30 protein-coding genes are annotated in these 26,228 nt (G+C 69.2%); 17 read left to right on the top strand and 13 right to left on the bottom strand.

Going from position 1 to position 26,228, the window contains the following annotated elements:
• Positions 1 to 11: 11 nt before the first annotated feature.
• Positions 12 to 734: a TetR/AcrR family transcriptional regulator gene (locus ABL840_RS12085; protein ID WP_093300959.1), complete on the bottom strand. Its 723-nt coding sequence runs from the start codon at positions 732 to 734 to the stop codon at positions 12 to 14.
• A 102-nt stretch (positions 735 to 836) separates the two neighbouring features.
• Between ABL840_RS12085 and msrA the strand changes: the two genes are divergently transcribed.
• The 6 genes from msrA to ABL840_RS12115 all read left to right on the top strand — a co-directional run bounded on the left by msrA (position 837) and on the right by ABL840_RS12115 (position 6,869).
• Complete coding sequence (msrA, locus tag ABL840_RS12090) at positions 837 to 1,388, top strand: peptide-methionine (S)-S-oxide reductase MsrA (protein WP_093300958.1); 552 nt, start codon at positions 837 to 839, stop codon at positions 1,386 to 1,388.
• 23 nt (positions 1,389 to 1,411) lie between these two features.
• Positions 1,412 to 1,792, top strand: coding sequence for a hypothetical protein (locus ABL840_RS12095; RefSeq protein ID WP_093300956.1), 381 nt, complete (start codon positions 1,412 to 1,414; stop codon positions 1,790 to 1,792).
• Positions 1,793 to 1,870: 78 nt separating this feature from the next.
• Positions 1,871 to 3,988 carry a TonB-dependent receptor gene (locus ABL840_RS12100; protein ID WP_093199397.1) on the top strand — a complete coding sequence of 706 codons (2,118 nt, stop codon included), beginning with the start codon at positions 1,871 to 1,873 and terminating at the stop codon, positions 3,986 to 3,988.
• A gap of 158 nt (positions 3,989 to 4,146) precedes the next feature.
• Positions 4,147 to 5,100: an AEC family transporter gene (locus tag ABL840_RS12105; protein ID WP_093300955.1), complete on the top strand. Its 954-nt coding sequence runs from the start codon at positions 4,147 to 4,149 to the stop codon at positions 5,098 to 5,100.
• Positions 5,101 to 5,271: 171 nt separating this feature from the next.
• The gene (locus tag ABL840_RS12110; RefSeq protein ID WP_176947437.1) at positions 5,272 to 5,664 is read left to right on the top strand and encodes a hypothetical protein; all 393 of its coding nucleotides are present in this window, start codon (positions 5,272 to 5,274) and stop codon (positions 5,662 to 5,664) included.
• Positions 5,658 to 6,869 carry an OmpA family protein gene (locus ABL840_RS12115; RefSeq protein ID WP_093300953.1) on the top strand — a complete coding sequence of 404 codons (1,212 nt, stop codon included), beginning with the start codon at positions 5,658 to 5,660 and terminating at the stop codon, positions 6,867 to 6,869. The genes ABL840_RS12110 and ABL840_RS12115 overlap by 7 nt, the downstream gene beginning before the upstream one ends.
• A 12-nt stretch (positions 6,870 to 6,881) precedes the next feature.
• Here ABL840_RS12115 and pdxH read toward each other — a convergent pair whose 3' ends face one another.
• A complete protein-coding gene (gene pdxH / locus ABL840_RS12120; RefSeq protein WP_093199404.1) occupies positions 6,882 to 7,535 on the bottom strand; it encodes a pyridoxamine 5'-phosphate oxidase in 654 nt (217 codons plus the stop codon).
• A gap of 29 nt (positions 7,536 to 7,564) precedes the next feature.
• On the opposite strand from pdxH, the gene ABL840_RS12125 reads away from it, so the two are divergent.
• The gene (locus ABL840_RS12125) at positions 7,565 to 8,134 is read left to right on the top strand and encodes a nucleotidyltransferase family protein (RefSeq protein WP_093300951.1); all 570 of its coding nucleotides are present in this window, start codon (positions 7,565 to 7,567) and stop codon (positions 8,132 to 8,134) included.
• Positions 8,135 to 8,167: 33 nt separating this feature from the next.
• On the opposite strand, the gene ABL840_RS12130 is transcribed toward ABL840_RS12125, so the two are convergent.
• Together ABL840_RS12130 and ABL840_RS12135 are read right to left on the bottom strand one after the other, a co-directional pair.
• Positions 8,168 to 8,707: a superoxide dismutase family protein gene (locus ABL840_RS12130; protein WP_093300950.1), complete on the bottom strand. Its 540-nt coding sequence runs from the start codon at positions 8,705 to 8,707 to the stop codon at positions 8,168 to 8,170.
• Positions 8,704 to 9,402: a gamma-glutamylcyclotransferase gene (locus ABL840_RS12135; protein ID WP_093301203.1), complete on the bottom strand. Its 699-nt coding sequence runs from the start codon at positions 9,400 to 9,402 to the stop codon at positions 8,704 to 8,706. Before ABL840_RS12135 ends, ABL840_RS12130 begins: the two co-directional genes overlap by 4 nt.
• Before the next feature lie 135 nt (positions 9,403 to 9,537).
• Here ABL840_RS12135 and ABL840_RS12140 point away from each other — a divergent pair, with 135 nt between their 5' ends.
• From ABL840_RS12140 to ABL840_RS12155, 4 genes are all read left to right on the top strand, one after another.
• Positions 9,538 to 10,089, top strand: a complete 552-nt coding sequence (locus tag ABL840_RS12140; protein WP_093300948.1) for an OmpA family protein — start codon at positions 9,538 to 9,540, stop codon at positions 10,087 to 10,089.
• A gap of 212 nt (positions 10,090 to 10,301) precedes the next feature.
• Positions 10,302 to 12,143 carry a phosphogluconate dehydratase gene (edd, locus tag ABL840_RS12145; protein ID WP_093300946.1) on the top strand — a complete coding sequence of 614 codons (1,842 nt, stop codon included), beginning with the start codon at positions 10,302 to 10,304 and terminating at the stop codon, positions 12,141 to 12,143.
• 45 nt (positions 12,144 to 12,188) lie between these two features.
• Positions 12,189 to 12,824, top strand: coding sequence for a bifunctional 4-hydroxy-2-oxoglutarate aldolase/2-dehydro-3-deoxy-phosphogluconate aldolase (gene eda / locus ABL840_RS12150; protein ID WP_093199417.1), 636 nt, complete (start codon positions 12,189 to 12,191; stop codon positions 12,822 to 12,824).
• Between the two features lie 11 nt (positions 12,825 to 12,835).
• A complete protein-coding gene (locus tag ABL840_RS12155; RefSeq protein ID WP_093199420.1) occupies positions 12,836 to 13,567 on the top strand; it encodes a haloacid dehalogenase type II in 732 nt (243 codons plus the stop codon).
• Here the strand turns inward: ABL840_RS12155 and ABL840_RS12160 are convergent, their stop codons facing one another.
• From ABL840_RS12160 to ABL840_RS12185, 6 genes are all read right to left on the bottom strand, one after another.
• Positions 13,568 to 14,128, bottom strand: a complete 561-nt coding sequence (locus tag ABL840_RS12160; protein ID WP_093300945.1) for a DUF1697 domain-containing protein — start codon at positions 14,126 to 14,128, stop codon at positions 13,568 to 13,570.
• Positions 14,129 to 14,147: 19 nt separating this feature from the next.
• Positions 14,148 to 14,561, bottom strand: a complete 414-nt coding sequence (gene gloA / locus ABL840_RS12165) for a lactoylglutathione lyase (RefSeq protein WP_093300943.1) — start codon at positions 14,559 to 14,561, stop codon at positions 14,148 to 14,150.
• A gap of 62 nt (positions 14,562 to 14,623) precedes the next feature.
• Positions 14,624 to 15,307, bottom strand: a complete 684-nt coding sequence (locus ABL840_RS12170; protein ID WP_093199427.1) for a glutathione S-transferase family protein — start codon at positions 15,305 to 15,307, stop codon at positions 14,624 to 14,626.
• A 112-nt stretch (positions 15,308 to 15,419) separates the two neighbouring features.
• Positions 15,420 to 16,103, bottom strand: a complete 684-nt coding sequence (locus ABL840_RS12175; protein WP_093300941.1) for an ABC transporter ATP-binding protein — start codon at positions 16,101 to 16,103, stop codon at positions 15,420 to 15,422.
• Position 16,104: 1 nt separating this feature from the next.
• Positions 16,105 to 17,784, bottom strand: coding sequence for an ABC transporter permease (locus ABL840_RS12180; RefSeq protein WP_093300940.1), 1,680 nt, complete (start codon positions 17,782 to 17,784; stop codon positions 16,105 to 16,107).
• Between the two features lie 40 nt (positions 17,785 to 17,824).
• Positions 17,825 to 18,886: a Fe(3+) ABC transporter substrate-binding protein gene (locus ABL840_RS12185; RefSeq protein ID WP_093300938.1), complete on the bottom strand. Its 1,062-nt coding sequence runs from the start codon at positions 18,884 to 18,886 to the stop codon at positions 17,825 to 17,827.
• A gap of 240 nt (positions 18,887 to 19,126) precedes the next feature.
• On the opposite strand from ABL840_RS12185, the gene ABL840_RS12190 reads away from it, so the two are divergent.
• Both ABL840_RS12190 and ABL840_RS12195 read left to right on the top strand, forming a co-directional pair.
• Positions 19,127 to 19,840: a hypothetical protein gene (locus ABL840_RS12190; RefSeq protein ID WP_093300937.1), complete on the top strand. Its 714-nt coding sequence runs from the start codon at positions 19,127 to 19,129 to the stop codon at positions 19,838 to 19,840.
• Between the two features lie 22 nt (positions 19,841 to 19,862).
• On the top strand, positions 19,863 to 20,198 hold the full coding sequence (locus ABL840_RS12195) for a hypothetical protein (RefSeq protein ID WP_093199440.1): 336 nt from the start codon (positions 19,863 to 19,865) through the stop codon (positions 20,196 to 20,198).
• Here ABL840_RS12195 and ABL840_RS12200 read toward each other — a convergent pair.
• On the bottom strand, positions 20,195 to 20,743 hold the full coding sequence (locus ABL840_RS12200; protein WP_093199442.1) for a PaaI family thioesterase: 549 nt from the start codon (positions 20,741 to 20,743) through the stop codon (positions 20,195 to 20,197). The genes ABL840_RS12195 and ABL840_RS12200 overlap by 4 nt on opposite strands.
• A gap of 75 nt (positions 20,744 to 20,818) precedes the next feature.
• On the opposite strand from ABL840_RS12200, the gene ABL840_RS12205 reads away from it, so the two are divergent.
• From ABL840_RS12205 to ABL840_RS12220, 4 genes are all read left to right on the top strand, one after another.
• Positions 20,819 to 21,274, top strand: coding sequence for a MarR family winged helix-turn-helix transcriptional regulator (locus tag ABL840_RS12205; protein WP_093199445.1), 456 nt, complete (start codon positions 20,819 to 20,821; stop codon positions 21,272 to 21,274).
• Positions 21,275 to 21,386: 112 nt separating this feature from the next.
• Positions 21,387 to 22,700 (top strand): MFS transporter, encoded by a 1,314-nt coding sequence (locus ABL840_RS12210; protein WP_093300935.1) that lies wholly within the window; start codon positions 21,387 to 21,389, stop codon positions 22,698 to 22,700.
• A 19-nt stretch (positions 22,701 to 22,719) separates the two neighbouring features.
• Positions 22,720 to 24,141 carry an MATE family efflux transporter gene (locus ABL840_RS12215; protein WP_093199453.1) on the top strand — a complete coding sequence of 474 codons (1,422 nt, stop codon included), beginning with the start codon at positions 22,720 to 22,722 and terminating at the stop codon, positions 24,139 to 24,141.
• Between the two features lie 50 nt (positions 24,142 to 24,191).
• Positions 24,192 to 24,908, top strand: a complete 717-nt coding sequence (locus tag ABL840_RS12220; protein ID WP_093199456.1) for an SDR family oxidoreductase — start codon at positions 24,192 to 24,194, stop codon at positions 24,906 to 24,908.
• 35 nt (positions 24,909 to 24,943) lie between these two features.
• Here ABL840_RS12220 and ABL840_RS12225 read toward each other — a convergent pair whose 3' ends face one another.
• Positions 24,944 to 25,255, bottom strand: a complete 312-nt coding sequence (locus tag ABL840_RS12225; RefSeq protein ID WP_093300934.1) for a hypothetical protein — start codon at positions 25,253 to 25,255, stop codon at positions 24,944 to 24,946.
• Between the two features lie 195 nt (positions 25,256 to 25,450).
• On the bottom strand, positions 25,451 to 26,188 hold the full coding sequence (locus tag ABL840_RS12230; RefSeq protein WP_093300932.1) for an aldolase: 738 nt from the start codon (positions 26,186 to 26,188) through the stop codon (positions 25,451 to 25,453).
• Positions 26,189 to 26,228 lie beyond the last annotated feature (40 nt).

The following is a 26,228-nucleotide window of genomic DNA, read 5'->3' on the forward strand; positions in this document are numbered from 1 at the left end:
TCCTTGTGGGCTCAGGACAAACCTTCAATTTTAGGTGCCGCCGATGACACCCCCGGTTCGGTCGGCCTTCCGGAGCGCACGCTGAGCCCGTTGATCACCACTTCGGCCTGGGTCGCCAGGTATTTTTCGGGGTCCAGCGCCGCGGCGCCGTCGACGCAGACCATGGCCGAATGCTTCCAGAGCATGAGGAAGACCATGGGCGCCACCACCGAGTAGATCGCATGGTCGACGTCCATCGGCGCGAACTCGCCGCTGTCGATGCCGCGCTGGAAAATGCGCCGCAGCAGATCGTGGCCGGGCCGGACCACCTGCTCGCGGTAGAACTCCGCGAGCGCGGGAAAATTGGCGCCCTCGCTCATCATGAGCTTGGTCAGGCCCGAGGCCTGGGTCTTGCCGACGCGTTCCCACCACACGTTCATGCAGTAGCGCAGCATGTCGGCGGTGGTGCCCTCGAAAGCCTCGAACTCGGCATTCCACTCCGTGAAACGGCCGCCGAGGTTTTCGATGACCACGGCCTTGAACAGCTCTTCCTTGCTCGGAAAGTAGAGAAAGAGGGTGCCCTTGGAAACGCCGGCGCGTGCCGCCACTTCCTCGGAGCGGGTGGCGGCGAAGCCCTTTTCGACGAACAGATCGAGCGCGGCCGCCAGCAGTTCGCCGGGGCGCGCCTCCTTCCGGCGCTCGCGCTTGGCGCGTACCGGACAGATCTTGTCGACGAAGGAACGGGGCGTGGACATGCTCTTAATGACTCGTTGGTTAGTAATGTAGTGACGGGCATCCGCCACGTCAAGCCGCGACAATATCGGGTCCGCCTTTTCAACCTCCTCCGGAGCAGCACCATGTCCACTTCATCGTCGCCCACCGAAACCATCGTTTTGGGCGGGGGCTGCTTCTGGTGCACCGAGGCGGTCTTCGACCGCGTCCAGGGGGTGCTCGACGTCGAATCGGGCTACTGCAACGGCCAGACCGTCAATCCGAGCTACGAGCAGGTCTGCACCGGCCGCACCGGTCATGCCGAGGTGGTGAAGCTCGAATTCGACCCGGCGCAGATCGGCCTGCGCGAAATCCTCGAGATCTTCTTCGTCGTGCACGACCCGACCACGCTCAACCGCCAGGGCAACGACGTCGGCACCCAGTACCGCAGCGGCATCTACTACACGGACGATGCTCAGAAGCAGGTGGCCGAGGACGTCATCCGCGAGATCGAGGCCAGCAAGACCTACCGTTCGCCCGTCGTGACCGAGGTGGCGCCGCTTTCCAACTACTCGGCGGCCGAGGCCTACCACCAGGACTACTTCCTGAACAACCCGAACCAGGGCTACTGCGCGTTCGTCGTGGGCCCGAAGGTCGAGAAGTTCCAGAAGACCTTCGCCTCGCGACTCAAGGCCTGAGCGGTCGGCCGATACATTTTTCCGTGCACCTCGCCGTCCGCCAGCACCGCACCCCCTCGACCCGCGCGCTTGTGTTCGCGCTGGCGGTCGCGCTGTGGTTCGCGGGCACGCTGGGGCTGATGCACCGCGCGCTGCACGTGCCGGGCCTGCCGGCCGCGGCGGAGCATGCGTCGCAGGTCGTCCACAAGCATGCCGGGCATCAGCTGGCCAGCCTGTTCGGCGATCACACCGATGCCGAGTGCCGGCTGTACGACCAGCTTTCCCACGGCTCCGCAGCGCCCGGCGTGCCCCTGGTGGTGCTGCCGATGCTGCTGCCGTCGGCCACCTTCGCTTTCCTGCAGGGCGAGGCCATCGCCCGCTGGGTCGCGCTGTTCGACGCGCGCGGCCCGCCTTCCACTCGCTGAATCCCCCGTTCCCGATTGCTGCACCCGCTTCGCGCGCGGTGGCGGTCGGTCGTCCCTTGATTCACCGAGTGTCCATTCATGACTCCCAATTTCCGTCGCAACGCCATCGGCGTTGCCGTTCTTTCGCTTGCCTCCTTCGCGAGCATGGCCCAGACGCAGGCACCTGATACCGCCCAGGCCGCCCCGGCCGCCCAGCCCCAACCCGCCGACGCCGCGAGCCTGCGCGAGATCACCGTCACCGGCAACCCGCTCGGCGCCTCCGACCTGATCGCGCCGACCACCACGCTTTCGGGCGACAAGCTGCTGCTGCGCTCCGAATCGACCCTCGGCCAGACGCTGGACAACGTGCCCGGCGTGAGCAGCAGCTACTTCGGCCCCAACGCCAGCCGCCCGATCATCCGAGGCCAGGACGGCGACCGCATCCGCATCCTGCAGAACGGCGGCGCCGCGCCCGATGCCTCGTCGCTGAGCTACGACCACGCCGTGCCCGTCGATGCGCTGGTCACCGAGCGCATCGAGGTGCTGCGCGGCCCGTCGGCGCTGCAGTACGGCGGCAGCGCCGTGGGCGGCGTGGTCAACGTGATCGACAACCGCATTCCCACGGAGCCCATCAACGGCTTCGGCGGCCGCGCCGACCTGGGCTACGCCACCGGCAACAAGGAGAAGAACGGCGGCGTGGTGCTCGAAGGCGGCAACGACCGGGTCGCGGTGCACGTCGACGCCTTCAACCGCGATTCGAAGGACGTCTCGGTGCCGATCACCCTCGAGTGCAGCAAGCCGGGCTCGCCCTGGACGGCACGCAAGATCTGCAACTCCGCCAACGAGGCGAACGGCGGCGCGTTCGGCGGCACGGTGTTCTTCGACCAGGGCTACATCGGCGCCTCGGTCAGCAGCTATCGCAGCAACTACGGCACCGTGGCGGAGGACGACGTCACCATCCGCATGAAGTCCGATCGCTACGCGCTCGAGGGCGAATGGCGCCCGGGCGGCTTCATCAGCAGCATCCACGCGAAGCTCAGCCACACCGACTACCGCCACACCGAGTTCGAGGGCGGCGCGCCCGGCACCACCTTCTCGAACATGAGCAACGACCTGCGCATCGAGGCGCGCCACCAGAAGATCGGCAACTTCGAGGGCCTGGTCGGCTTCAGCAGCGAGACCAACCGCTTCGCCGCCGACGGCGAGGAGGCCTTCGCGCCGCACAGCCGCACGCGCACCAACGCGCTGTTCCTGTTCGAGGAGTACGGCACCTCGTGGGGCCGCCTGAGCTTCGGCGCGCGCACCGAGCAGGTCCGCATCCGCTCGCTGGGCTACCCCGACGATCCGACGGTCACGCGTTTCGCCATCGGCGAGCGCACCTTCAATCCGCACAGCGCGGCCTTCGGTGCGCTGGTCAACCTCGCGCCGCAGTGGCAGCTGACCTCGAACCTCGCCTACACCGAGCGCGCGCCCAAGGACTACGAGCTGCTGGCCAACGGCCCCCACGTGGCAACGGGCGCCTGGGAAGTGGGCGACCCGAACCTGAAGAAGGAGAAGTCGACCGGCTTCGACCTGGGCGCCCAGTGGAAGTCGGGCCCCAACACGGCCCGCGTGAACGCCTACGTCACGCGCTTCAGCAACTACATCGGCCTGACCGCGACGGGGCGCAACCTCGACGAGGAAGGCAACGTGGCCGAGGCCGGTGCCACCGACACGCTGGCCGAGTACGTCTACGGCGGCGTGCGCGCGCGCTTCACCGGCATCGAGGCCAACGGCAACCTGCGCCTGCTGGGCTCCGACGGCTTCGCGCGCATGGGCGACGCGGGCACGCTCGACCTGGAGTGGCGCGGCGACATCGTGCGCGCGAAGAACCTCGACACCGGCGAGCCGCTGCCGCGCATCGCGCCGCTGCGCCTGGGCGCGACCCTGGCCTACAACAACGGCCCGTGGGGCGCGCGCTTCGGCTTCGACTACAACGCGGCGCAGCGCCGCGTGCCCTCGGTGGGCGCGCGCGAGACCGATGCCTACACGCTGTGGAACGCGGCCATCACGTACCGCATGAAGGTGCAGCGCGCCAACCTCACCTGGTACGCGCGCATGGACAACATCACGAACAAGCTGGCCTACAGCGCCACTTCGATCCTGACGACGACGGTGTATCCGAACGCCCCGCTGCCGGGCCGCTCGCTGAAGGTCGGCCTGCGCGTGACGTTCTGATCCTGCCTTGCTCCCTCCCCCTCTGGGGGAGGGCAGGGGTGGGGGCAAGCGGCCTTTGAGAGCGCCATGGCTTCTGCCTGCGCCGTCTGCCCCCATCCCGACCTTCCCCCAGAGGGGGAAGGAGCAGGGCGGCTGCACCCCTGGGCTATCCTCGCCGGGTGAATTCCTTCGTCATCTCCTCGCTCGTGCCCGTGGTCGTGCTGATCGCCGTGGGCTACCTGGCCGGCAAGCGGCGCTGGATCGGCGGCGGTGCGGTGAAGGACCTTTCGCACCTCATCTTCCTGCTGCTCGCGCCGGCGCTGCTGTTCCGCGCCATGAGCACGGTGCACGTCGAGCAGCTGAGCCTCAAGCCGGTGGCGGCGTACTTCATCGCCTCCGGCCTGCTGTTCGCGGGCACGCTGGCGCTGCGCGGGTTCAACCGCACGGCGGCGGTGATCGCGCTGGCCAACACCTACAGCAACACCGTGATGATCGGCATCGCGTTGATCGGCCTGGCCTACGGCGAGGAAGGCATGGTGGTGCTGCTCACACTGATCTCGCTGCATTCGCTGGTGCTGCTCACCAGCGCCACGGTGGTGCTGGAGCTGGCCGTGGCGCGCGAGCAGGCCGGTGCCTCCGGCAACGAGAAGCGCCCGTCGATGGCACGCACCGTGATGCGCGCGCTGCGCAACGCCATCATCCACCCGGTGCCGCTGCCGATCATCGCGGGCCTGCTGTTCGCGCAGAGCGGGCTGGTGATGCCCGAGGCCATCGACAAGCCGATCCAGCTGCTGGGCCAGGCCTTCGGTCCGATCGCGCTGGTGATGGTGGGCATCACGCTCGCGCTCACGCCCATCGGGCGGCACTGGCGCGGCGCGCTGGTGCAGGCGCTGGTGAAGAACCTGCTGCATCCGCTGCTGGTGGCCCTCATCGGCTGGCTGCTGGGCGTGCGCGGCATTCCGCTCACGGTGATGGTGGTGGCGGCGGCGCTGCCGATCGGCGCCAACGTGTTCCTGTTCTCGCAGCGCTACCGCACGGCCGAAGACCTGGTGACGGCCAGCGTCGCGGTTTCGACGGTGCTGGCGCTGGCCACGCTCACGCTGGTGATGATGTGCGTGCAGTGGCTGCCCTGAGTCCTTCGGGCTCCTTCCGCTAGCTTCCCGCGCACTTTCGCCTTAGCGCCTTCATGCGGCGCGCCTATGCCGTTCGGCAGGGTGGCCGTTTGGCGAGATGCCGCGCGGCCTTCGGGCCCCTACATTTGCCGGCTGATGATTCACCCGGCGCGCTCTTCGCCCCTTCTTGCTATGGCGGTGGTCGCGACGGTGATCGCGCTGCACGGCCGTCCCGTGCGGGCCGCGGACGCTGCCGAGGCCAAGCCGTGTCGCACGCCGTGCCTGTCGGTGAACGTGCCGCGGGAGCGGGCCGAGCCGCCCGGCGCCGGCAAGGCCGAAAAGGCCGAAAAGGCAGAGAAGGCCGACAAGGCGGAGGAAGCGCCGTCGAGGCCGAAGCCGGTGGTGGCCAGGACGCGCCCGCAGCCGGTCGCGCCGCCGCCGTCGGCACCCCCGCCGGTGCAGAGGGAGGCTGCGGCGGCGCCGCGCCCCGCGCCGTCGAAGCGCTGCAGCGAAATCAACATGCGCGCCGCCGTCGGCGAGCCGCTGTCGGACCAGGACATGAAGACATTGAGGAGCCAATGCTGATGACGACACCCATCCAACGAGCCCGCCTGGCACTGCGCATGTTTGCGCTGTGCGCCGCCGCCGTGCTCGCCGCGGCCTGCGCGCACCGCCCCGCGACCGGCAACGCCATGCCCTTCGACCAGGCCGTGAACCAGGCGGTGGACGACCTGATGGTGCAGACCCAGAAGCTGCCGGCCTTCCTGGCGAAGGTGGAGTCGACGCTCACGCAGCGTCGCATCGTGATCGACCCGCTGCTCGAAGGCGCGAGCGGCCAGCAGACCGAAGTGACCCGCGTGGCCGAGCAGCGCATCGTCCAGCGCATGCAGGCGCAGTTCAAGCAGTTCACCGTCTCGCCATTCAATGCCACGGAGATCGGCAACGCGCAGTACGTGCTCAACGGAACGCTGGTGCGCGACAAGGACGCCTCGGGCGCTCCCTACCGGCTGAACCTCGCGCTCACCGAGATCAAGAGCGGCGTGGTGATCGCGCAATCGGTGACGCGCATCAGCGACGCCTCGCTCGACACCCGCCCCACCGCCTTCTTCCGCGACAGCCCGGTGAACGGCAAGGACCGCGGCGTCGAGGGCTACATCCGCACCGCCGAAACCCAGCCCGGCCAGGCGGCCGACGCGCTGTACCTGGAGCGCCTGCCGACCGCCACCGTGCTGCAGGAAGCCACCGCCGCCTACGAGGCCGGCCGCATGAGCGAGGCGCTGAGCCGATACGAGGCCGCGTCGAAGCGGCCCGACGGGCAGCAGCTGCGCATCTACAGCGGGCTGTATCTCACGCAGTCGCAGCTCGGCCGCACGGCCGATGCGGAGAAGACCTTCGGCACCATCGCGCGGCTGGGGCTCGAAACCAACAACCTGAGCGTGAAGTTCCTGTTCAAGCCGGGCTCGACCGACTTTCTTTCCGATCCGAAGATCAGCGCCGCCTATCCGATGTGGCTGCGCCAGATCGCGCGGCAGGCGGCGCAGATCGATTCGTGCGTGGTGGTCACGGGCCACACCAGCCGCACGGGCTCGGAGGCGGTGAACGAGCGGCTGTCGCTGCAGCGCGCGACCAGCGTGAAGACCAGGCTGGTGGGCGAGGCCCCGCCGCTGTCGAAGAAGCTGCGCGAATCGGGCATGGGCTTCCGCGAGAACATCGTCGGCACGGGCGCCGACGACGCGAGCGACGCGCTCGACCGGCGCGTCGAATTCAAGGTCGTCGGCTGCGAGGCCTGACGACGATCCGCCTCACGGAGCCAGGCGCTCGCGCACCCAGTCCGCGCCTTCGAGCCTGTAGCGCAGCCGGTCGTGCAGCCGGCTCTTGCGGCCCTGCCAGAACTCCCAGCGGTCGGGCACCAGCCGGTAGCCGCCCCAATGCGGCGGGCGCGGCGGCGAGAGCAGGTGCTTGGCGGCGAACACGGCTGCGTTCTTCACCAGCACCTCGCGGCCGCTGATCACTTCGCTCTGCGGGCTGGCCCAGGCGCCGATGCGCGAATCGAGCGGGCGGCTCGCGAAGTAGGCGTCGCTTTCCTCGGCGCCGGCTTTCTCCACGCGGCCCTCGATGCGCACCACGCGCTCCAGTTCGACCCAGTGGAACTGCAATGACGCATACGGATTGCCCGAGAGCTCGCGGCCCTTTCGGCTCTCGTAGTTGGTGTACCAGACGAGGCCGCGCGCGTCGTAGCCCTTGATGAGCACGATGCGGCTGGAAGGCCGCAGGTCGCTGCCCACGGTGCACAGCGTCATCGCGTTGGGCTCGGGCACCTGGGCGTCGACGGCCTCGGTGAGCCAGCGTTCGAACTGCTTCAGCGGATCGTCGGCGCTGCGGGTCTCGTCGAGCTCGGCGCGCTCGTAGCTCTTGCGCAGCGCGGCCAGCGCGTCTTTGGAGAGAGGGGAAGTCATGCCGGGATTGTTGCGCACATACTCGGCCCATGACGATGCAGAAGGCGAATTCCCCGGTGGTGATCGTGCTGGCCTCGGGCCGAGGCGAGCGCTTCATCGCGGCCGGCGGCACCGGCTCCAAGCTCGAGGCGCTGCTGGCCGGAAGGCCGGTGCTGGAGCGCACGCTCGACGCCGTGCGCGCCAGCGGCCTGCCCTGGCATGTGGAAGACGCCGGGCACCCCGGAATGGGAGATTCGATCGCGGCCGCCGTGCGCGCCACGCCGGGCGCCGCGGGCTGGCTGATCCTGCCGGGCGACCTGCCGCTGGTGCAGCCAGGGACGCTTCAGGTCGTGGCAACCGCTCTCGGTGGCGCGGTGAATGCAGTCCAGCCGCAATACCAGGGTGAGCGCGGCCACCCCGTGGGCTTCGCCGCGGCGTGCGGCGCGCAGCTTGCGGCGCTGGAAGGGGCTGCCGGCGCGGCGTCGGTGCTGCGAGCGATGCGCGCCATCGGCTCGGTCGCCGACCTCGCGGTGGACGACGTGGGCGTGGTGACCGACATCGACACACCCGAGGCGCTGGCGCAGGCCGAGGCGCTGTGGCTGGCGCGCGAGGGCGCCTAGCGTTCTTTCTCTCTTCTTTCTCTTCTTCTTCTATCAGGGCTTGGCGATCACCGAGCAGGCGATGCGGGGGCCGGAGTTGCCCGCGGGCTGCGTCGTGAAGTCGTCGGGGTCGCGGTGCACCACCAGTGCGCGGCCGATCACGCTGTTGGCGGCGCCCGGGGTGAGCGAGATCGAGTGGTCTTCCACGCTGAAGCGGGCCACGCCCTTGGCGTCGGCCACCAGGCTGGGCAGTTCGCCGGCATGACTGCCTGGGGCGCCGAACTTGCCGTGCGTGCCGCCGGTCGGGTTGAAGTGGCCGCCCGAGGCGTTGCCGTTGTCGCCGCAGTCGCCCTTTTCATGGATGTGGAAGCCGTGCTCGCTGCCCGGCACCAGGCCGCGCACCTCGCCGGCCACGCGCACGCCGTGGTCGAGGGCGGTGAAGGTCACCGTGCCGCGCGTCGGGTTGGGCGTGATCGCGGCGGTCGGCACCAGCTCGACGGCGGTGCTCGGCTTGCCGCCCATGCTGCCGCAGGCGGCCAGGAGGGCCGAGGCGAGGAGGGCGGCGCCGGTGGCGATGAGACGACTTTGGTTCATGTGTTTTCCTTGTTGGATCCGGAAGGTTGGGAAGAAGACTTGTCTGCCGACCCCGGAACATATACCGGAGCCTGCGGCGCATCGCAATCAGCCGCGTTCTCCGATGCGAGCTGCTGCCTCACTTCGGCCAGTGCCACCAGCCGAGCCAGCGCGGCATCGTGGATCGAATGGCGCTGCAGTTCCAGCAGCGTCTGCTGGGCGTAGTCGAGCGAACTGCCGTAGCGGCCCACGGCATTGGCGAAGATGTGGCGGTAGCGCTCGTCGCTGAGTTCGCCCGTGAAGTTGGGGCTGCGCCGCGAGAGCGTGAACGCCAGCGCGCGCACATTGCCCTCGGCCGTGCCGCAGCGCAGCCACTTCGGGTCGTACACGCCGGTCGGCATCTCGCGCAGCCAGAGCCGGTGCAGCGTTTCGAGGCCATCGGCCTTCGGTACGCGGAACACCATGCCGCGGCAGCTGCCGCCGGAGAGCAGCCCGAACACGAGGCCGGGCGTCTGTACGCTGCCGCGGTTCACGCGGCTCCACATCTTCAGCGCCCGGTGCCAGCCGTGCACCCAGGCCGGGCGGCGCTCGGTGAAGCCGAATTCGGGCCGCCAGATCAGCGAGCCGTAGCCGAATAGCCAGAGGTCCTCGTGCCCGCCCCAGTCGGCGATGGCCCGCTCGAGCATCGGCTGCGGATCGCGCAGGGGCCTGGGCATGGGATCGAGCCCCGGCGGACCGGGGTTCGGCGCAGGGTCCGACACGGGCGTGACGGAACCGGCACCTACAATTTCCTGATCATGGTTCACCGCACCATTATTTACCGGCCACTTCCCTATGGAGCAAGACCCCCGATGAGTGACGACGACAGCCAACAGAACTTCATCCTCGGATTCGTCATGGCGCTGATCGCCCTGGTGATCTTCTTCGTGGTCGGCATCGTGCTCTGGCACAAGGGCCACAACGTGGCGGCCGCCAAGCCCGCGCCCGCGGCCGTGGTGATCTCGGCGCCGCCGGCCGGCGCGGCGCCCAGGCTGGCCGAAGTCACCGAGACGGTGACCGTGGTCATCCCCGACGGCGCGAGCATCCGCGTGGTCGACGGCGTGGTGAACTTCTATTTCGCGACCGGCAGCGCCGACCTCGCGCCTGGCGCCGCCGAAGCGCTGGCTGCGGTCATCAAGGGCGTCGAGAGCGGCCGCAAGGCGGTGATCTCGGGCTTCCACGACACCACCGGCGATGCCGCCATCAACGAGCAGCTCGCGAAGAAGCGCGCCGAGATGGTGCGCGACGTGCTCGTGGGCCTGGGCGTGCCGGCCGCCAAGGTCGACCTGCAGAAGCCCGCGGTGACGGCCGGTTCGGGCAACAACGCCGAGGCACGCCGCGTCGAGGTCAAGCTGGTCGACTGAGGGCTGCGCCCCTCGTTGCCCTGATACCGACTCCAGCAGAAGAAGCCCGGCTATGCCGGGCTTTTTCGCATGTGCTTCGTCACAGGATGCAAATGGGTAAATTCGTATTGCCCTGCGCCCGGATTTCATCGGGCTCGCGCACTTGAGTTGTTACCATGGGCCTCCAGGCCCACAGTCGCCCTGGCGACATGCAGCAAGAGCCATCGACCCCCATGAGCAGCAGCACGAACCCCACCGTCCGCGACGTCACCGATCGCATCCGCGAGCGCAGCCACGGGCTGCGCAGCGCCTACCTCTCCCGCCTTGCCGAGATCCGCAGCCGCGACCGCGGCTCCGACCGCATGGGCTGCGCCAACGTCGCGCACGCCGTGGCCGGCATTCCGGCCAACGACAAGTTCCGCGTGGTGACCGAGCGCGCGCCCAACATCGGCATCGTCACCGCCTACAACGACATGCTCTCGGCCCACGCGCCGTACCAGGGCTATCCGGACATCATCAAGAACGAAGCCCGCAGCCTCGGCGCCACCGCGCAGGTGGCCGGCGGCGTGCCCGCCATGTGTGACGGCGTGACGCAGGGCACGCCCGGCATGGAGCTCAGCCTCTTCAGCCGCGACCTCATCGCCATGAGTACCGCCGTCGCGCTCACGCACGACATGTTCGACGCGGCGCTGATGCTCGGCGTGTGCGACAAGATCGTGCCGGGCCTGCTGATCGGCGCGCTGCATTTCGGCCACCTTCCCACGGTGTTCGTGCCCGCCGGCCCGATGCCCTCGGGCCTGTCGAACAGCGCGAAGTCGAAGGTGCGCGAACAGGCGGCGCAGGGCCTCGTCGGACGCCAGGGCCTGCTCGACGCCGAGATGGCCGCCTATCACACACTCGGCACCTGCACCTTCTACGGCACGGCCAACAGCAACCAGATGCTGCTCGAGGCCATGGGCCTGCACGTGCCCGGCACGGCATTCATCCAGCCCGGCGACGCGATGCGCGAGACGCTCACGCGCGAGGCCGTGCGGACCGTGCTGGGCAAGGCCGGCAGCGCTCCATTCGACTGTCCGCCGATCGGCGAGATGGTCGACGAGCGCTGCGTCGTCAATGCCATGGTCGCGCTGCTTGCCACGGGCGGCTCCACCAACCACCTGATCCACTGGGTGGCCGTGGCGCGCGCCGCCGGCATCCTGATCGACTGGGACGACTTCTCGAAGCTTTCCGACGTGGTGCCGCTGCTGACCCGCGTGTACCCCAACGGCAGCGCCGACGTGAACGAGTTCCAGGCCTCGGGCGGCCCCGGCCTCGTGATCGGCGAGCTGGTCGATGCCGGCCTCATGCACGCCGACGTGCTGACGGTGCGCTCGGGCGGCATCCGCGAATTCGCCAACATCCCTTCACTGGCTGGCGAGTCGGAAGAGAAGCGCCTGCAATGGACACCGGGCGCGGCACTGCAGAACGACGCCGTCACCCGCACCGTTGCCGATCCGTTCAGCGCCACCGGCGGCCTCAAGCTGCTGAGCGGCAACCTGGGCCGCAGCGTCATCAAGGTTTCGTCGGTGCCCGACGACCGCCATGTCATCGAGGCACCCGCGCGCGTGTTCGACTCGCAGGCCGCGCTGCAGAAGGCCTTCACCGCCGGCGAACTGGAGCGCGACGTGGTCTGCGTGGTGCGCTGGCAGGGCCCGCAGGCCAACGGCATGCCCGAGCTGCACAAGCTCACGCCGCCGCTGTCGGTGCTGCAGGGCAAGGGATTCCGCGTGGCGCTGGTCACCGACGGCCGCATGAGCGGCGCGTCGGGCAAGATCCCGGCCGCGATCCACGTCTCGCCCGAGGCCGCCGCGGGCGGGCCGCTCGCCAAGGTGCGCGACGGCGACCTGATCCGCCTCGACTCGGTAGCGGGTACGCTCGCGGTGTTGTTGCCCGAGGACGAATGGGCCGCGCGCGAGGTCGCGACGTTGTCCGAGGCACAGCGCATCGCCGACGGACACGGCCTGGGCCGCGAGCTGTTCGCCGGCATGCGCCGCAACGCACTGACCGCCGAAGAGGGCGCCTGTTCCTGGCTGTGACCAGGGCTGCCCGCGAAGCGATGCGCAATGAATTGGAGCCAAGAAATGACTGAAAAACTCACCCCCCTCGAAGTGATGCGCGATGCCCCGGTCATTCCGGTCATCGTGCTGAACGATGTGAAAGACGCCATTCCTCTCGCCCGCGCCCTGGTGGCCGGCGGCATCCGCATGCTCGAGGTCACGCTGCGCACGCCGCAGGCGCTGCAGTGCATCGAGGCCATCGCCAAGGACGTGCCCGAGGCCGTGGCCGGCGCAGGCACCATCCGCAGCGCCGCCGACGCGCAGGCTGCGGCACTGGCCGGCGCCAAGTTCGGCGTGAGCCCCGGCTATACGCGCGCGGTGGGCAAGGCCTGCCACGACATCGGCCTGCCGCTCCTGCCCGGCGTGGCCACCGGCAGCGAGATCATGACGGCGCAGGAAGACGGCTACACCCAGCTGAAGTTCTTCCCCGCGCTGCAGGCTGGCGGCCTGCCCATGCTCAAGGCATGGCAGGGCCCGTTCGGCGACGTCACCTTCTGCCCGACCGGCGGCATCCACGCCGGCAACGCGGCCGAGTTCCTCGCGCTGTCGAACGTGGCCTGCGTGGGCGGCTCCTGGATCGTGCCGACCGACGCGATCCGCGACGGCGACTGGGCCCGCATCGAGCAGCTGGCACGCGCCGCGAGCCAGCTGTCGCGCTGAGCGTCGGTGCCATGAGCAGCGCGGATTTCGACGCGAGCGACCTCAAGGTCATCGCGTTCGACGTCTTCGGAACGGTGGTCGACTGGCACAGCGGCATCGCCGCCGAGGTCGAGCGCGTGTTTCCGGGCGTGGACGGTGCGGCCTTCGCGCTGGCCTGGCGCGCCGGCTACCAGCCCGCCATGAAGGCGGTGATGGAGCGCATCGCCGCGGGCGAGGGCGGCTTCACGCTGCTCGACGAGCTGCACCTGAGCATGCTCGACCAGGTGCTGCACGACTTCAGCCTGGCCGATCGCATCGACTCCGCCGCAAGGCGCGACCTGAGCCGTGCCTGGCATCGCCTGCCGGCATGGCCCGATTCGGTGGCGGGGCTCGCGCGGCTCAAGAAGAAGTTCACCATCTGCACGCTGTCGAACGGCAACATCGGCCTGCTCACCGAGATGGCCAAGCGCGCCGGCCTGCCCTGGGATTGCATCCTGTCGGCCGAAGTGTTCAAGGCCTACAAGCCCGACCCGCGCACTTACCTCGGCGTGGCGGGGGTGTTCGACGCGACGCCCGGACAGGTGATGCTGGCTGCCGCGCATCACGACGACCTGGCCGCCGCGCGCACCTGCGGCCTGAAGACGGCCTACATCGAGCGGCCCCACGAGTTCGGCCGCGCGAGGCCGAAGGACGTGTCGCCGCAGCCGGACAACAACCTGCACGCGCGCGACATCGACCAGCTGGCCGATCTGCTGGGCTGCTGATCAGTCGCCTAGCAGCTTTTCCACCGTGCGCAGGTTGCGCGTGGTGGTGCTCGTCTTGTAGCGGACCTTGCCGAGCAGCTTGGCCACCGGCGTCTCGAGGCTCTCGCCGCGAGGGCACTGCCAATACAGCACGCCCTTGCCGCGCTTCAGCTGCTCGGTACCGGCATCGACCGTGCCCGCCTTTTCCACGATCTCGTCGAGCATCGCGGCGTCGGAGCCGAACACGATGTACGGATGGCGTTCCTCGTCGATGCGCTCGAAGGGGTAGCCCGATGCCATCTCCGCCACGGTCTTCTGCGTGAGCAGCACGATCCAGGCGTCGTAGCCGAAGCGCTTGCGCAGGGCCTGCTCGATGCGCGTGCGCAGCGCGGCGGCATCGCTTTCATCGGTGTCGAAGAGCACGTTGCCGCTGGCGAGCACGGTGCGCACCGCGCCGAAGCCCAGCTCGACGAAGAGCGCCTTGAGGTCCGCGCTCTTGATGGTGATGCCGTTGACGTTCACGCCGCGCAGCAGCGCGACATGACGGACCGCGGCCTGCTTCTTCTTCGCGCTGCTCGCCATGGCTCGTCGGGCGTGGTGGTCAGCGCAGGCCGCCGCCGGAGGCGTTCTCGTCGCGCTGGATGAGTTCCACCTTGTAGCCGTCGGGGTCCGTCACGAACGCGATCACGGTGGTGCCGCCCTTGACCGGGCCGGCCTCGCGCGTCACGTTGCCTCCCGCGGCCTTGATCTTCTCGCAGGCCGCGTAGGCGTCGGGCACGCCGAGCGCGATGTGGCCGTAGGCGGTGCCGAGTTCGTAGTTTTCGGTGCCCCAGTTGTAGGTGAGCTCGATCTCGGCCTGGTCGGGGTTGCCGTTGCCGTAGCCGATGAAGGCGAGGCTGTACTTGTACTCGGGGTTCTCGGAAGTGCGCAGCAGGTTCATGCCGAGCACCTTGGTGTAGAAGTCGATGGAGCGCTGGAGGTTGCCAACGCGAAGCATGGTGTGGAGGAGTCGCATCTCGTGGTGCCTTGTAGTTGTCCGAAAGGGAGTCCGCTATTGTGGGCCTCCCGGCGAGGCGATCAAGCCGCCAGCGTGAGCAGGTGGGCCTGGTGGCGCTTCAGGAACTCCATCAGGTGCCGCGGGTACTCGGGCACCACCGCGTCGCGCACGCTGGGGCGCGCGGCCAGCGCCTTGCGCCATGCGTCGACCTTGGGCAGGGCGTCGAAGATGCGCGAGTCGCTGATCGCGTCGAACACCTCGAAATAGCGGAACACCGGCGCGAACACGGCATCGACGAGGCTGAAGCCGCTGCCGGAGAAGTAGGGGCCCTGGCCCAGCGCCGCTTCCACGCGCTGGAACTTGGCGAGCAGCGCCTGCCGCTTCTGCTCGAACACGGCCGCGTCCTGCGTGGTCTCGTAGCCCCAGAGGTCGCCGAGGATGGCCGAGCCGAATTCCATCCATGCGCGATGCTCGGCGCGGGTGAGCGGGTCTTCGGGGTGCAGGCGGGCGCCGGGCTGGGTTTCTTCCAGGTACTCGCAGATCACGTTGCTCTCGAACAGCACGGCTTCGCTGCCGTCGGGCCGCCGCACTTTCAGCAGCGGCACCTTGCCGAGCGGAGAGATGTCGAGGAACCACTGGGGCTTGTCGGCGAGGTCGATCACGACGCGCTCGAAGGGCACGTTCTTTTCATGCAGCGCGATCGCGGCGCGCTGCACGTAGGGGCACAGCAGGTGGCTGACTAGGGTGAGGGCTTGTTGCGTCATGGGGCTTTCCTTTGTTGGGCGGTGCAGGTCCGGAACGCCGCGATTCTTGCGAGCCCGAACAACCTTTTCCCGGAAAGCCCATTCGTGAAACGGGCGGCTTGTGCTAAGCCAGCTAGGCCACGGTATCGAGCCAGTGCGTGATGCGTCCGCCGTGCATCACGCCGATGCGGTCGGCCATCGCGTGGGCTTCTGCCTCGTTGTGCGTGACCAGGATGGCGGTCTGACCGGCCTGCTTGAGGATGTCGCGCACTTCCGCCGTCAGCCGCTCGCGCGTGCCGCCGTCGAGATTGGAGAAGGGCTCGTCGAGCAGCAGCAGGGCCGGCGAGGGCGCGAGCGCGCGGGCCAGCGCGATGCGCTGCTGCTGGCCGCCGGAAAGCTCGTGCGGATAGCGCTCGCCCGCATCGGCCAGTCCGACCAGCGCGAGCATTTCCGCAACCCGCGCCTGCTGCGCGGCGCGATCCAGCCGGCGCAGCCCGAAGGCCACGTTCTTCGCGGCCGACAGGTGCGGGAACAGCGCGTACTCCTGGAACATCATGCCCACGCGGCGCTGCTCGGGCGGCAGGTGTTTCTGGCCGGACGACAGCAGCACCTCGCCGAGCCGGATCGTGCCGGCGCGCACCGGCTCGAAGCCCGCGATGGCGCGCAGCACCGTCGTCTTGCCGCAGCCGGAGGGCCCGAACAGGCAGGCGATGTCGCCCGCTTCCAGCGACAGCGAGAAGCCGTCGACGACCGTGTGCGGGCCGCGCGGCGTGTCGTAGGCGAGCCTGATCGCGTCGAGATGCAGTGGGGAGCTCATGTCATGTCTTCTCGGCGGCCAGTGTGGCCGAAGGCGTGCCCAGCTGGTTGCGCGCGAGCAGCACCACGGGCAGCAGGCCGGCCAGCACGATGGCGAGCGCGGCGATCGCGCCTTCCTCGTACGTGCCGCGCGCGGCCTCGGCATAGAGCCAGGTGGCCAGGGTATCGAAGTTGGCGGGTCGCAGCAGCAGCGTGGCCGGCAGTTCCTTCATCGCGTCGACGAACACCAGCAGCGCCGCGGAGGCCATGGCAGGGCGAAGCAGCGGCAGGTGCACGCGTCGCAGCGTGCCGGCGGTGGTTTCGCCGAGCAGGCGCGATGCCTGCTCGATGGCGGGCGGAATGCGCGAGAGGCCGGCCTCGATGCCGCCGACCGGCATTGCCAGAAAGCGGATCGCGCAGGCCACGACCAGCACCACGCCGCAGCTCATGAGCGGCAGGCCCTGCCAGCCGAAGGCCGTGGCCAGCGCCGCGTCGAAAGCCAGCGCCGGCGTGAGCAGCCCGATGGCCAGCACCGTGCCGGGCACCGCGTAGCCCAGCGTCGCGGCGCGCGCCTGCCAGCGGGCGCGGCCGGGGCCCGAGCCCTGGCTGCGCGCGGCCCACGCCACGACCAGCCCCGCCGCCACCGCGACGATTGTGACGCCCGAAGCCAGTGTCAGCGTGTTGCCCAGGCTCGCGACCAGTCCCTGCGAAATGCCACCGCCCTGGCGCAGCCGCTTGGCGCTTTCCCAGACGAGGTAGGCAGCGGGAGCCACGAAGCCGATCAGCACCGGCAACGCCGTGGCAGCCGTCGCGGCCCAGGCCGCGCCGCCACGCAGCCGGCGCGGCTGCACCGCGCGCATGCGCTGGGCCGAGCCGAAGCGCTGGTGCCGCCGGCCGTTGCGCTCCAGCCAGACCAATGCCACCACCACGAACAGCATCGCGCAGGCGATCTGCGCTGCGCCGGCGAGGTCGGAGCGAGTGATCCAGGTGGTGTAGACCGCCACAGTCAGCGTGTTCACGCCGAGGAATTCGGAAGCGCCGATGTCGTTGAGCGTCTCGAGCAGCGCAAGGCTCAGCCCAACCGCCAGCGCCGGCCGCGCCAGAGGCAGCGCTACGCGGAAGAAGGCGCCGCGCCTGCTCTCGCCGAGCATGCGGGCTGCTTCCATGAGGTGCGCCGGCTGCGTCATGAACATCGCGCGCGCCGTCATGTAGACGTACGGATACAGAACGAAGCCCAGCACGAAGATCGCGCCGGGCATGGAACGCAGGTCGGGCAGGCGGAACTGGCGCGGGCTGTCGAAGCCCAGCATCCAGCGGATCGCGCCCTGTACGGGGCCGATGGGGTGCAGCAGGTCGAGGTAGGCGAAGGCGACGATGTAGGTCGGCATCGCCAGCGGCAGCAGCAGGGCCCAGTGCAGCACGCCGCGGCCAGGGAAGTCGTGGGCCGTCACCAGCCAGGCGCAGCCGGTGCCGATCAGCAGCACCAGCGTGCCCACGCCCGCGAGCAGCACGGCTGTGTTGAGCGTCGCCTGCGGCAGCACGTGGGCGAACAGCGGCCCCCAGTGGCCGATGCCCGAGCCGAACGCGAGCCACGCCAGCGTGAGCACCGGCGCGAGCACGCCGATGGCGATAAGGAAAGACGCGCAGCGCCAAGCCGGGCCTGCGGCTTGCAGGCCCGGCGGCTGGCGCCGCGGGAAGATCATTCAGTCAGTCGCCGGCAGGCATGCCCGGCGCTCGTCGCTGTCACTGGTCGAAGCCAACCTTGTCTACCAGGGCGCTGGCCTGCTTGCGGTACTTCGCGATCTCGGTCAGCGGCAGCGGGTCGACCTTCAGCTCGCCGATGGTCTGGCCGATGATCGGGTCGAGCGCCACGCCCTTGCGCACCGGGTATTCGTAGTTGGTCTGCGCGTACAGGGCCTGCGCGGGCTCCGACACCAGGAACTCGAGCAGCTTGACCGCGTTGGCGCGCTGCGGCGCGTTCTTCGCCACGGCCGCGCCGCTGATGTTGACGTGCGTGCCGCCGCTCTTGGCGTTGGCGAAGGTCGGGCGCACCACCTTGATGGCGTCGCCCCACTTGCGCGCGTCGGTGCCTTCCTTGGCGCTCTTCATCTGGCCGACGTAGTACGAGTTGGCCAGGCCCACGTCGCAGATGCCGCCGAGGATGTCGCGCGCCACGTCGCGGTCGCCGCCGGTGGCCTTGCGGGCCAGGTTGGCCTTCACGCCGCGCAGCCACTGCTCGGCCTTGGCTTCGCCGTCGTGCGCGATCAGCGAGGCGACCAGGGCGGTGTTGTAGGGGTGCTGGCCGGCGCGGATGCAGACCTTGCCCTTGTACTTCGGGTTGGCCAGGTCTTCGTAGCGGAAGCTGGTGAGCGGCAGGTTCTTGTCGGCGTACAGCACGCGTGCGCGCAGCGAGAGCGAGAACCACTGGCCGTCGGCGCCGCGCAGGTTGGCCGGAATGGCCGACTCGAGCGCCGCCGACTTCACGGGCTGCGTCACGCCGCCGTCGACCAGGTCCATCAGGTTGCCGATGTCCACCGTCATCAGCACGTCGGCGGGCGAGCGGGCGCCTTCGGCCTTGACGCGTTCCAGCAGGCCGTCCTTCACGAAGACGGTGTTGACCTTGATGTTGCTCTGCGCGCTGAAGGCCGAGATGAGGGGCTGGATCAGCGCCGGTTCGCGCGTCGTGTAGAGCGTGAGCTCGTCGGTGGCGGCCAGTGCGGGGACGGCGGTGGCGGCAAGCCAGGCTGCGCTGGCGCCGAGCAGGGCGCGCGCGGCGCGGCCTTGGACGCGTGAGCGTTCGGTCATGAAGATCCTCCAGGAGCGGGTTTTCTAGAAAGCTCCGGCGCCGGCCGCAGGTGTATTGCTGGGTGTTGTCGGTACCGGATGAGAATAATTATCACTGGGGGCCAGGATCAAGATGCCTTTGTACTTACAGATCGAAGGCCTACTGCACATCGTTGCAAACAAGGCGTCCGCGCTGCTCGACAACTCGCTACCGGCCCGCTAAAACGGCCCCAGCTTTTTCTCGAAACGGAGGGAGTGCCGATGAGTGGTAGAGAGTTCTGCGCGCCGGACAACGCCAACTATCCGAAGTGGACGTCGTGGGATGCCTTCAAGTGGCAGATGCTGCCCCAGCGGCTCGGAGGCGGCTTTCCGCACCTGAGCGACTACAAGGACGCCTGGGTGCTCTACAACCGCCTGCGCATCGTCGCGGTGGCGAAGAAGTACCAGATTTCCCCGGTGCTGCTCGGCAGCGTGGCGTGGGCGGAGGTGGGCGGCAAGCCCGACGGGAGCAAGCGGCCCATGTTCGCCCTGCGCAGCTTCGACTGGAGCGGCCCCGACTGGGTCGACCGCAACCTCACGATCACCAAGCCGCCGGGCCAGACATCGTTCGGCGCGGTGAGCATCCAGATGCGCGCCGCGACGCGCGAACTGGGGCTGGACCCCGACAGCCTGAGCTACGAGGAAGAACTGAAGCTGGTCTCCTGCCTCGAGCAGGACCTCTTCAACCTCGAGATCGTCGCCAGGCATCTGCAGGGGCTGGTGTTGCACGACTACCCCGGGGCGGACACGGAAAACCTCTCGGAGGAGCAGTTCGTCGTGGCCGGCGCGCGCTACAACCGCGGCATCGAGCGCCAGCTCTCCGACATCGTCGATTCGCTGAAGGCCACGCCGGGCAGCTCGGGGCGCGAATACTCGTCCTACGGCCGTGCCATGGTGAAGCACCGCGAGCACGTCGAGTCGCTGCTCGGCAGGTGACCCGGCGCACGCACGCGATTCGATGAGCCTGAAGCGGTCAGTCTTCGCGCTGGTGTCGGCGCTCTATGCGCTGTTCTGCGCCGCGATGCTGTTCGCCATTCCGCGCAACCGCTTCGAGTGGATGCTGGAAGACCCGGCGATGCGCGGCGACGGCCTGACCTTCTGCACCCTGCCCATCGACCACGGACTGGACGCGCGGATCGAGTCCTTCGCGTACCTGGTTCCGCTGCTGGTCGTGGCCGCGGTGCTGTCGGTGCGGCGGCGCAGGCCGCACTGGCTGCTGTGGGTGGGCCTGGGGCTGGTGCTGCTCTGGGGCGCCCGCTTCGTGCTGCTGGCGCCTTCCTGTCCGGTTCGCTAGCGCGCGGCGGGCACCTCGAACACCAGGCAGGTGGTGGTGGCATGCGCGTACAGCGTGCCGTCGGGGCCGTAGAGGCGGGCTTCGGCGGTGGCGAGCTGCTTGCCGCAGTGGATCACCTTGCCCTCGGCGCGCACGCGCTGCACCTTGGGCGTGAGACCCTTCACGTAGTTCACGCCCAGTTCGGCGGTGGTGTAGGCGCGGCCGGGCGGCATCATCGTGTGGACCGAGCAGCCCAGGGCCGAGTCGAGCATGGTCGCGACCCAGCCGCCGTGGATGGTGCCCAGCGGGTTCAGGTGCTGGGGCAGCGGCGTGCCCTGGAAGATGGCCACGCCCAGGCGCGCCTCGATGATCGTGAAGTCCAGCGTCTTGGCGATGGCCGCGTAGGGAATGTCGCCGTTCAGCATCGCCTGCATGATCTCGAGCCCGGTCTTGCCGGCGATCTGGTCGGGGCGGGCGAGGCCGGGGCCCGGGCCGGCCTCGAGGCGGCCGGTGATCTTCTGCTCCTCGGCGATCCATGCGTCGAGCTGGCTGGTGGCTTGTGTCATGCCTGTGTTCCTTCTGGGGGCTTTGGCCCGGGGTGTTGATTGCATATGCAATAGTTGCACATACAATAATATCCCATGGACACCCCCACCAAGCCACGCGGCTGCACCAGCTTCAAGGTTCGCCAGCTGTCGCGACGACTCTCGCAGCACTACGACGCCGAGGTCTCGCAGAGCGGCCTCAAGACCACGCAGTACTCGCTGCTGTCGCACCTCGCGCGACTCGGCCCCACGCGGCCCGTCGACCTGGCGGCCGAGCTCAAGATGACCGCCTCCACCCTGAGCCGCAACCTCCAGCCGCTGATCGTCGCGGGCTGGATCACCCAGGGCGCGGGCGCCGATGCGCGCAGCCGGCTGGTGCAGCTCACCGAAGAAGGCGAGATCAAGCGGCGCGAAGCCCTCGCGCACTGGAAGACCGCGCAACAGAAGCTGAACGCGCTGCTCGGCGTCGAGCGTGTGCTCGCGCTGCACCTGCTGATCGACGAAGCCATGGAGCTGCTGGGCGGCGAGGACGAGCCCGTCGGCGACGACTGACCCTTCACTTTTCCCTTGCCAACACCCCATTCATTCATCGTGCGTCAAGCCGCGCGAGGGACCCGTTTCGCCTTTTTTCTTTCCTCCATTCCATTCCAACAGCAGAGGCCCCATGTTCGCCACCCCCGTTTCCGCATGGCTGCAGCGCCGCGGCATCCACTACGGCTGGATCGTCGCCGCCATCACCTTCCTCACCATGCTGACCATGTCGGCCGCGCTGGGCCTGCCGGGCGCCATGCTGCAGCCGCTGGGCAAGGAGTTCGGCTGGAGCACCGAGCAGATCTCCTCGTCGCTCGCACTGCGCTTCGCGCTCTTCGGCCTCATGGGCCCCTTCGCCGCGGTGCTGATGGAGCGCTACGGCCTGCGCGCGGTGATCTGCACCGGCCTCGCGCTCGTCGGCCTGGGCATGGCGCTGGTGACCATGGCCTCGCAGCTGTGGCAGCTGTTCGTGCTGTGGAGCCTGATGCTGGGCCTGGGCACCGGCATGACCGCGCTGGTGCTCGGCGCGGTGGTGGCCAACCGCTGGTTCGTCGCGCGGCGCGGGCTGGTGGTGGGCATGCTCACGGCCAGCTCGGCGACCGGGCAGCTGGCCTTCCTGCCGCTCGCGGCCTGGATGATCGAGCACTGGGGCTGGCGCTCGGCCATCGTTCCGGTCGTGATCGGCACCATCCTCATCGGTCTGCTGGCGCTGTGCTTCGTGCGCAACCGGCCTTCGGACGTCGGCCTGCTGCCCTACGGCGAAGCGCCCGGCACCCAGCCGGCCGCGCCTGCCGCAGCATCGCCGGCAATGAACTTCGCCACCCCGTTCCGCGTGCTGAAGGAAGTCTCGACCAACCGCACCTTCTGGGTCCTGGCCGGCACCTTCTTCATCTGCGGCCTGAGCACCAACGGGCTCGTGCAGACGCACTTCATCTCGCTGTGCGGCGACTACGGCATGAGCGCCGTGCCCGCGGCCTCGGTGCTCGCGATGATGGGCGCCTTCGACTTCGTCGGCACGATCCTCTCGGGCTGGCTCTCCGACCGCTACGACAACCGCAAGCTGCTCTTCTGGTACTACGGCCTGCGCGGACTGTCGCTCTTCTGGCTGCCGCACTCGGAATTCACCATCTACGGCCTTGGCATCTTCGCGATGTTCTACGGCCTCGACTGGATCGCCACCGTGCCGCCGACCGTCAAGCTCGCGGGCGCCGCCTTCGGCCCCGCCAAGGTCGGACTGGTGTTCGGCTGGGTCTTCGCCGCGCACCAGCTGGGCGCCGCCACGGCCGCCTACGGCGCCGGTTTCGCGCGCACGCTGCTGCTGACCTACACCCCGGCGCTCTACACGGCCGGCGCGGCCTGCCTGGTGGCGGCGCTGATCGTGATGACGATCCGCCGCCCGGCAGCCAAGTCCGGCACTCCGGCCACGACGGCCGCAGCCCGCGCCTGAACCCGCCGAGGCTCCAGCCATGACCGCTCCCCACGGAAACACCGAACTCGACCCGCGCACGCGCCGCCTGCTCGAGGCGCCCATCGTGCCCACGCTGCTGCGCCTGGCCGCGCCCAACGTGCTGGTGATGGTGGCGCAGGCCTCCGTCGGCCTCATCGAGACCTACTTCGTCGGCAAGCTCGGCACCGATGCGCTCGCCGGCATGGCGCTGGTGTTTCCCATCGTCATGCTGATGCAGATGACCTCCAGCGGCGCCATGGGCGGCGGCATCGCCTCGTCGATCGCCCGCGCACTCGGAGCGCGCCGCCGCGACGATGCCGACGCGCTGGTGTGGCATGCCATCGTCATCGCGCTGGGCTTCGGCCTGTGCTTCACGCTGGCGCTGCTGCTGGGGGGGCGCTGGCTCTACGGCGTGATGGGTGGCTCAGGGGCCGCGCTCGACGCGGCACTGACGTACTCGAACTGGGTGTTCGCCGGCGCGACGCTGGTCTGGCTCTTCAATTCGCTCGCGGCCATCATCCGCGGCACAGGCAACATGTCGGTGCCGGCCAACGTCACGGTGGTGGGCGTGGTGTTCCTCATTCCGGCTTCGCCGCTGCTGATCTTCGGCATCGGGCCGCTGCCGGGCATGGGCATCGCGGGCGGCGCGATGGCGCTGCTGCTGTACTACCTGCTGGGCTCCATCGCGCTCATCGCATACCTGCGCTCGCCGCGCAGCCTGCTCAAGCCCACGCTCGACGCGCTGAAGCTGCGCTGGCCGCTGTTCCGCGACATCCTTCGCATCGGGCTGGTGGGCGCCGTATCGACGGTGGCGACCAATCTCTCCATCGGCATCGCCACCGCGCTGACCGGGCATTTCGGCTCGGGCGCGCTGGCCGGCTACGGCACGGCCTCGCGGCTCGAATACCTGCTGGTGCCGCTGGTGTTCGGCCTGGGTGCGCCGCTGGTGGCGATGGTCGGCACCTGCATGGGGGCGGGGCTGCGCGAGCGTGCCCTGCGCGCGACCTGGGCCGGCGCTGCACTGGCCTTTGCGCTGACCGAGGCGATCGGCCTGGCGGCGGCGCTGTTCCCGCGCCCCTGGCTGCTGCTGTTCGGCAACGACCCGGCGATGCTCGAGACCGGCGCGCACTACCTGCGCGTGGTGGGACCGATGTACGGCCTCTTCGGTGTCGGGCTGGTGCTGTACTTCGCGTCGCAGGGCGCGGGCCGGCTGCTGTGGCCGGTGCTCGGCAACATCGCGCGCCTCGCGGTGGCCGCCACGGGCGGCTGGCTGGCGCTGCGCTGGGGCGGCGGGCTCACCGGCGTGTTCGCGGCGCAGGGCGTGGCGCTCGCGGTTTACGGCATCGTGATCGCATCGGCCATCGCGGGCGGCGCCTGGTTCGGGCGCGTGGGCTGGCCGCGCACCACCAGCGGCCTGCTGCGGCGCGTGGCGCAGGCCTGAACCGGACGATCAGTTTCCCAACGACGACTTCCATCAACGAAAGACGCATTATGAAAATCAAGGACTCCGTGGTCTTCATCACCGGCGCGAATCGCGGCCTCGGTCTCGCATTCGCCAAGGCAGCGCTGGCTGCCGGCGCGCGCAAGGTCTATGGCGCGGCGCGCGACCCCAAGAGCATCACCTTGCCGGGCGTGACGCCCGTGGCGCTCGACGTGACGCAGCCGGCGCAGGTCGAGGCGGCCGTGCGCGCCTGCGGCGACGTGACGCTGCTGGTCAACAACGCGGGCATCTCGCGCGGCTCGAGCTTCCTCGGCTCGCCCGATGCGGTGGCCGACGCGCGCGCCGAATTCGAAACCAACTTCTTCGGCCCCTGGGCGCTGACGCAGGCCTTCGCACCGGTGCTCGCGGCCAACGGCGGCGGAGGCGTGATCAACGTGCTCTCGGCCCTGGCCTGGACCACCTTCCCGAGCGTGGCGACCTACAGCGCGACCAAGTCGGCCGCCTGGTCGCTGAGCAACGGCCTGCGCAACGAGCTGGCCGGGCAGGGCACGACAGTGACGAGCCTGCACGTGGGCTACATGGACACCGACATGGCCGCGCATGTGCAAGGCGCCCCCAAGGCATCGCCCGACGACGTGGCCCGCCAGGCGCTGGCAGGGCTCGAGGCCGGGAAGCCGGAAGTGCTTGCCGACGAGCCCTCGCGGCAGCTCAAGCAGGGCCTGTCGAGCCCCACGCCGCCCTACGCCGGCACGGCCCCGGCGGCCTGAACGAAAAACCCGGGCTCGCGGCCCGGGTTTTTTCATCAGTAGCGGTAGGGATTGTTGGGCCGGCGGTCGTAGCGGTTCGGCACGCCGTCGCCGTCGTTGTCCCGGCGGCCGTAGCGGCGGCGATCGTCCCAGCGGCGGTCGTAGTGGTGGTCGCGGTGGTAGCCGGGGCCGTAGTAGTGGCGCGGCGGAGGCGGCGGCGCGTAGTAGCGGCGCGGAGGCGGCGGCGCGGGCACGACATACACCTGTGCCTGGATGAAGTTTCCGCCCGTCTGGGCCTGGGCCGGCGTGCCCAGCATGGCCAGCGACATCAAGGCCGCGGCGCCGAATGCATAAGTAAGCTGTTTCACGTGATCCCCCGGTTTGTGGTTGGAAGCCTCATCCTCGCGGCCTTTTGTGAAGTTGTTGTAAGGCTGGAGCGAATTCGGATGAAGAGCTGTAAGGCCGTGCGCGCAAGGCGCGGCACGCCCAAGACACAATTGTGAATGGACTTTGCGCCGCGGAACACATCCGCGGGTAGGCCATCGGCTCTATCGGCCGAAGGTTCAGCCGCGCGGCGCGGGCAGGAGGCGGCGCAATGCCTCGAAGAACAGGTCCGACTGCTCGCGTTCGCCCTGGATCTGCGCCGCCACGTGGGCGGCCAGCTTCGGGTTCACAGGCGCCAGCGGCCGGCCGGTGGATTGCGCGATCACCTGGTGCAGGCAGGCGCGCTCCAGGTAGTAGAGGTCGTCGTAGGCATGGGCGATGTTGCCGCCGGCCACGATCACGCCGTGGTTCGCGAGGAAGGCCACGTCCTTGCCCGCCATGGCGCGCGCGATGCGCTCGCCCTCGGCGTCGTCGAGCGCCAGGCCGTTGTACTCGGCGTCGACGGCGATGCGGTTCATGTAGCGCATCGCGTTCTGGCTCGCGGTCGGGTCGAGCGCGCGGTCGACCGTGATCGTGAGCGCCGTGGCGTAAGGCATGTGGCAGTGCAGCACCACCGCATGGCCCGTGATCCGGTGCACCGCGCCGTGGATGAACAGGGCGGTTGGCTCCACGCGGTGGCGGCCCGCCAGCACCTCGCCGTGCACGTCGATGAGCACGATGTCGTCGGGGCCGATCTCGCTCCAGTGCAGCCCGCGCGGGTTGATGAGGTAGCGGTCCTGGGCGCCCGGCAGCATCACGCTGAAATGGTTGCAGACGCCTTCGGACAGGCCGTGATGGGCGGCGGCGCGCAAGGCGAGGGCAAGGTCTTCGCGCAGCTTGCGTACGGCGGGGCTGGCGTAGTCGGCATCGGCGGACATCTCTGTGGGGCTCCTCTTTTCTTGTTGCAGGGAAAGGACG

The organism is Variovorax sp. NFACC27 (assembly GCF_048301545.1).
Taxonomy (GTDB): domain Bacteria; phylum Pseudomonadota; class Gammaproteobacteria; order Burkholderiales; family Burkholderiaceae_C; genus Variovorax; species Variovorax gossypii.

Excerpts from the sequence above, each read along its gene's own strand:
- ABL840_RS12170 (WP_093199427.1), bottom strand. The coding sequence starts at position 15,307 with ATGACGCAACAAGCCCTCACCCTAGTCAGCCACCTGCTGTGCCCCTAC.
- ABL840_RS12200 (WP_093199442.1), bottom strand. The coding sequence starts at position 20,743 with ATGACACAAGCCACCAGCCAGCTCGACGCATGGATCGCCGAGGAGCAG.
- ABL840_RS12205 (WP_093199445.1), top strand. The coding sequence starts at position 20,819 with ATGGACACCCCCACCAAGCCACGCGGCTGCACCAGCTTCAAGGTTCGC.
- ABL840_RS12140 (WP_093300948.1), top strand. The coding sequence starts at position 9,538 with ATGAGTGACGACGACAGCCAACAGAACTTCATCCTCGGATTCGTCATG.
- ABL840_RS12125 (WP_093300951.1), top strand. The coding sequence starts at position 7,565 with ATGACGATGCAGAAGGCGAATTCCCCGGTGGTGATCGTGCTGGCCTCG.
- ABL840_RS12085 (WP_093300959.1), bottom strand. The coding sequence starts at position 734 with ATGTCCACGCCCCGTTCCTTCGTCGACAAGATCTGTCCGGTACGCGCC.
- ABL840_RS12100 (WP_093199397.1), top strand. The coding sequence starts at position 1,871 with ATGACTCCCAATTTCCGTCGCAACGCCATCGGCGTTGCCGTTCTTTCG.
- gloA (WP_093300943.1), bottom strand. The coding sequence starts at position 14,561 with ATGCGACTCCTCCACACCATGCTTCGCGTTGGCAACCTCCAGCGCTCC.
- ABL840_RS12110 (WP_176947437.1), top strand. The coding sequence starts at position 5,272 with ATGGCGGTGGTCGCGACGGTGATCGCGCTGCACGGCCGTCCCGTGCGG.
- ABL840_RS12115 (WP_093300953.1), top strand. The coding sequence starts at position 5,658 with ATGCTGATGACGACACCCATCCAACGAGCCCGCCTGGCACTGCGCATG.
- ABL840_RS12190 (WP_093300937.1), top strand. The coding sequence starts at position 19,127 with ATGAGTGGTAGAGAGTTCTGCGCGCCGGACAACGCCAACTATCCGAAG.
- ABL840_RS12195 (WP_093199440.1), top strand. The coding sequence starts at position 19,863 with ATGAGCCTGAAGCGGTCAGTCTTCGCGCTGGTGTCGGCGCTCTATGCG.
- msrA (WP_093300958.1), top strand. The coding sequence starts at position 837 with ATGTCCACTTCATCGTCGCCCACCGAAACCATCGTTTTGGGCGGGGGC.
- ABL840_RS12220 (WP_093199456.1), top strand. The coding sequence starts at position 24,192 with ATGAAAATCAAGGACTCCGTGGTCTTCATCACCGGCGCGAATCGCGGC.
- ABL840_RS12130 (WP_093300950.1), bottom strand. The coding sequence starts at position 8,707 with ATGAACCAAAGTCGTCTCATCGCCACCGGCGCCGCCCTCCTCGCCTCG.
- ABL840_RS12215 (WP_093199453.1), top strand. The coding sequence starts at position 22,720 with ATGACCGCTCCCCACGGAAACACCGAACTCGACCCGCGCACGCGCCGC.
- ABL840_RS12185 (WP_093300938.1), bottom strand. The coding sequence starts at position 18,886 with ATGACCGAACGCTCACGCGTCCAAGGCCGCGCCGCGCGCGCCCTGCTC.
- eda (WP_093199417.1), top strand. The coding sequence starts at position 12,189 with ATGACTGAAAAACTCACCCCCCTCGAAGTGATGCGCGATGCCCCGGTC.
- ABL840_RS12160 (WP_093300945.1), bottom strand. The coding sequence starts at position 14,128 with ATGGCGAGCAGCGCGAAGAAGAAGCAGGCCGCGGTCCGTCATGTCGCG.
- ABL840_RS12210 (WP_093300935.1), top strand. The coding sequence starts at position 21,387 with ATGTTCGCCACCCCCGTTTCCGCATGGCTGCAGCGCCGCGGCATCCAC.
- ABL840_RS12230 (WP_093300932.1), bottom strand. The coding sequence starts at position 26,188 with ATGTCCGCCGATGCCGACTACGCCAGCCCCGCCGTACGCAAGCTGCGC.
- ABL840_RS12155 (WP_093199420.1), top strand. The coding sequence starts at position 12,836 with ATGAGCAGCGCGGATTTCGACGCGAGCGACCTCAAGGTCATCGCGTTC.
- ABL840_RS12175 (WP_093300941.1), bottom strand. The coding sequence starts at position 16,103 with ATGAGCTCCCCACTGCATCTCGACGCGATCAGGCTCGCCTACGACACG.
- ABL840_RS12180 (WP_093300940.1), bottom strand. The coding sequence starts at position 17,784 with ATGATCTTCCCGCGGCGCCAGCCGCCGGGCCTGCAAGCCGCAGGCCCG.
- pdxH (WP_093199404.1), bottom strand. The coding sequence starts at position 7,535 with ATGACTTCCCCTCTCTCCAAAGACGCGCTGGCCGCGCTGCGCAAGAGC.
- edd (WP_093300946.1), top strand. The coding sequence starts at position 10,302 with ATGAGCAGCAGCACGAACCCCACCGTCCGCGACGTCACCGATCGCATC.
- ABL840_RS12135 (WP_093301203.1), bottom strand. The coding sequence starts at position 9,402 with ATGCCCAGGCCCCTGCGCGATCCGCAGCCGATGCTCGAGCGGGCCATC.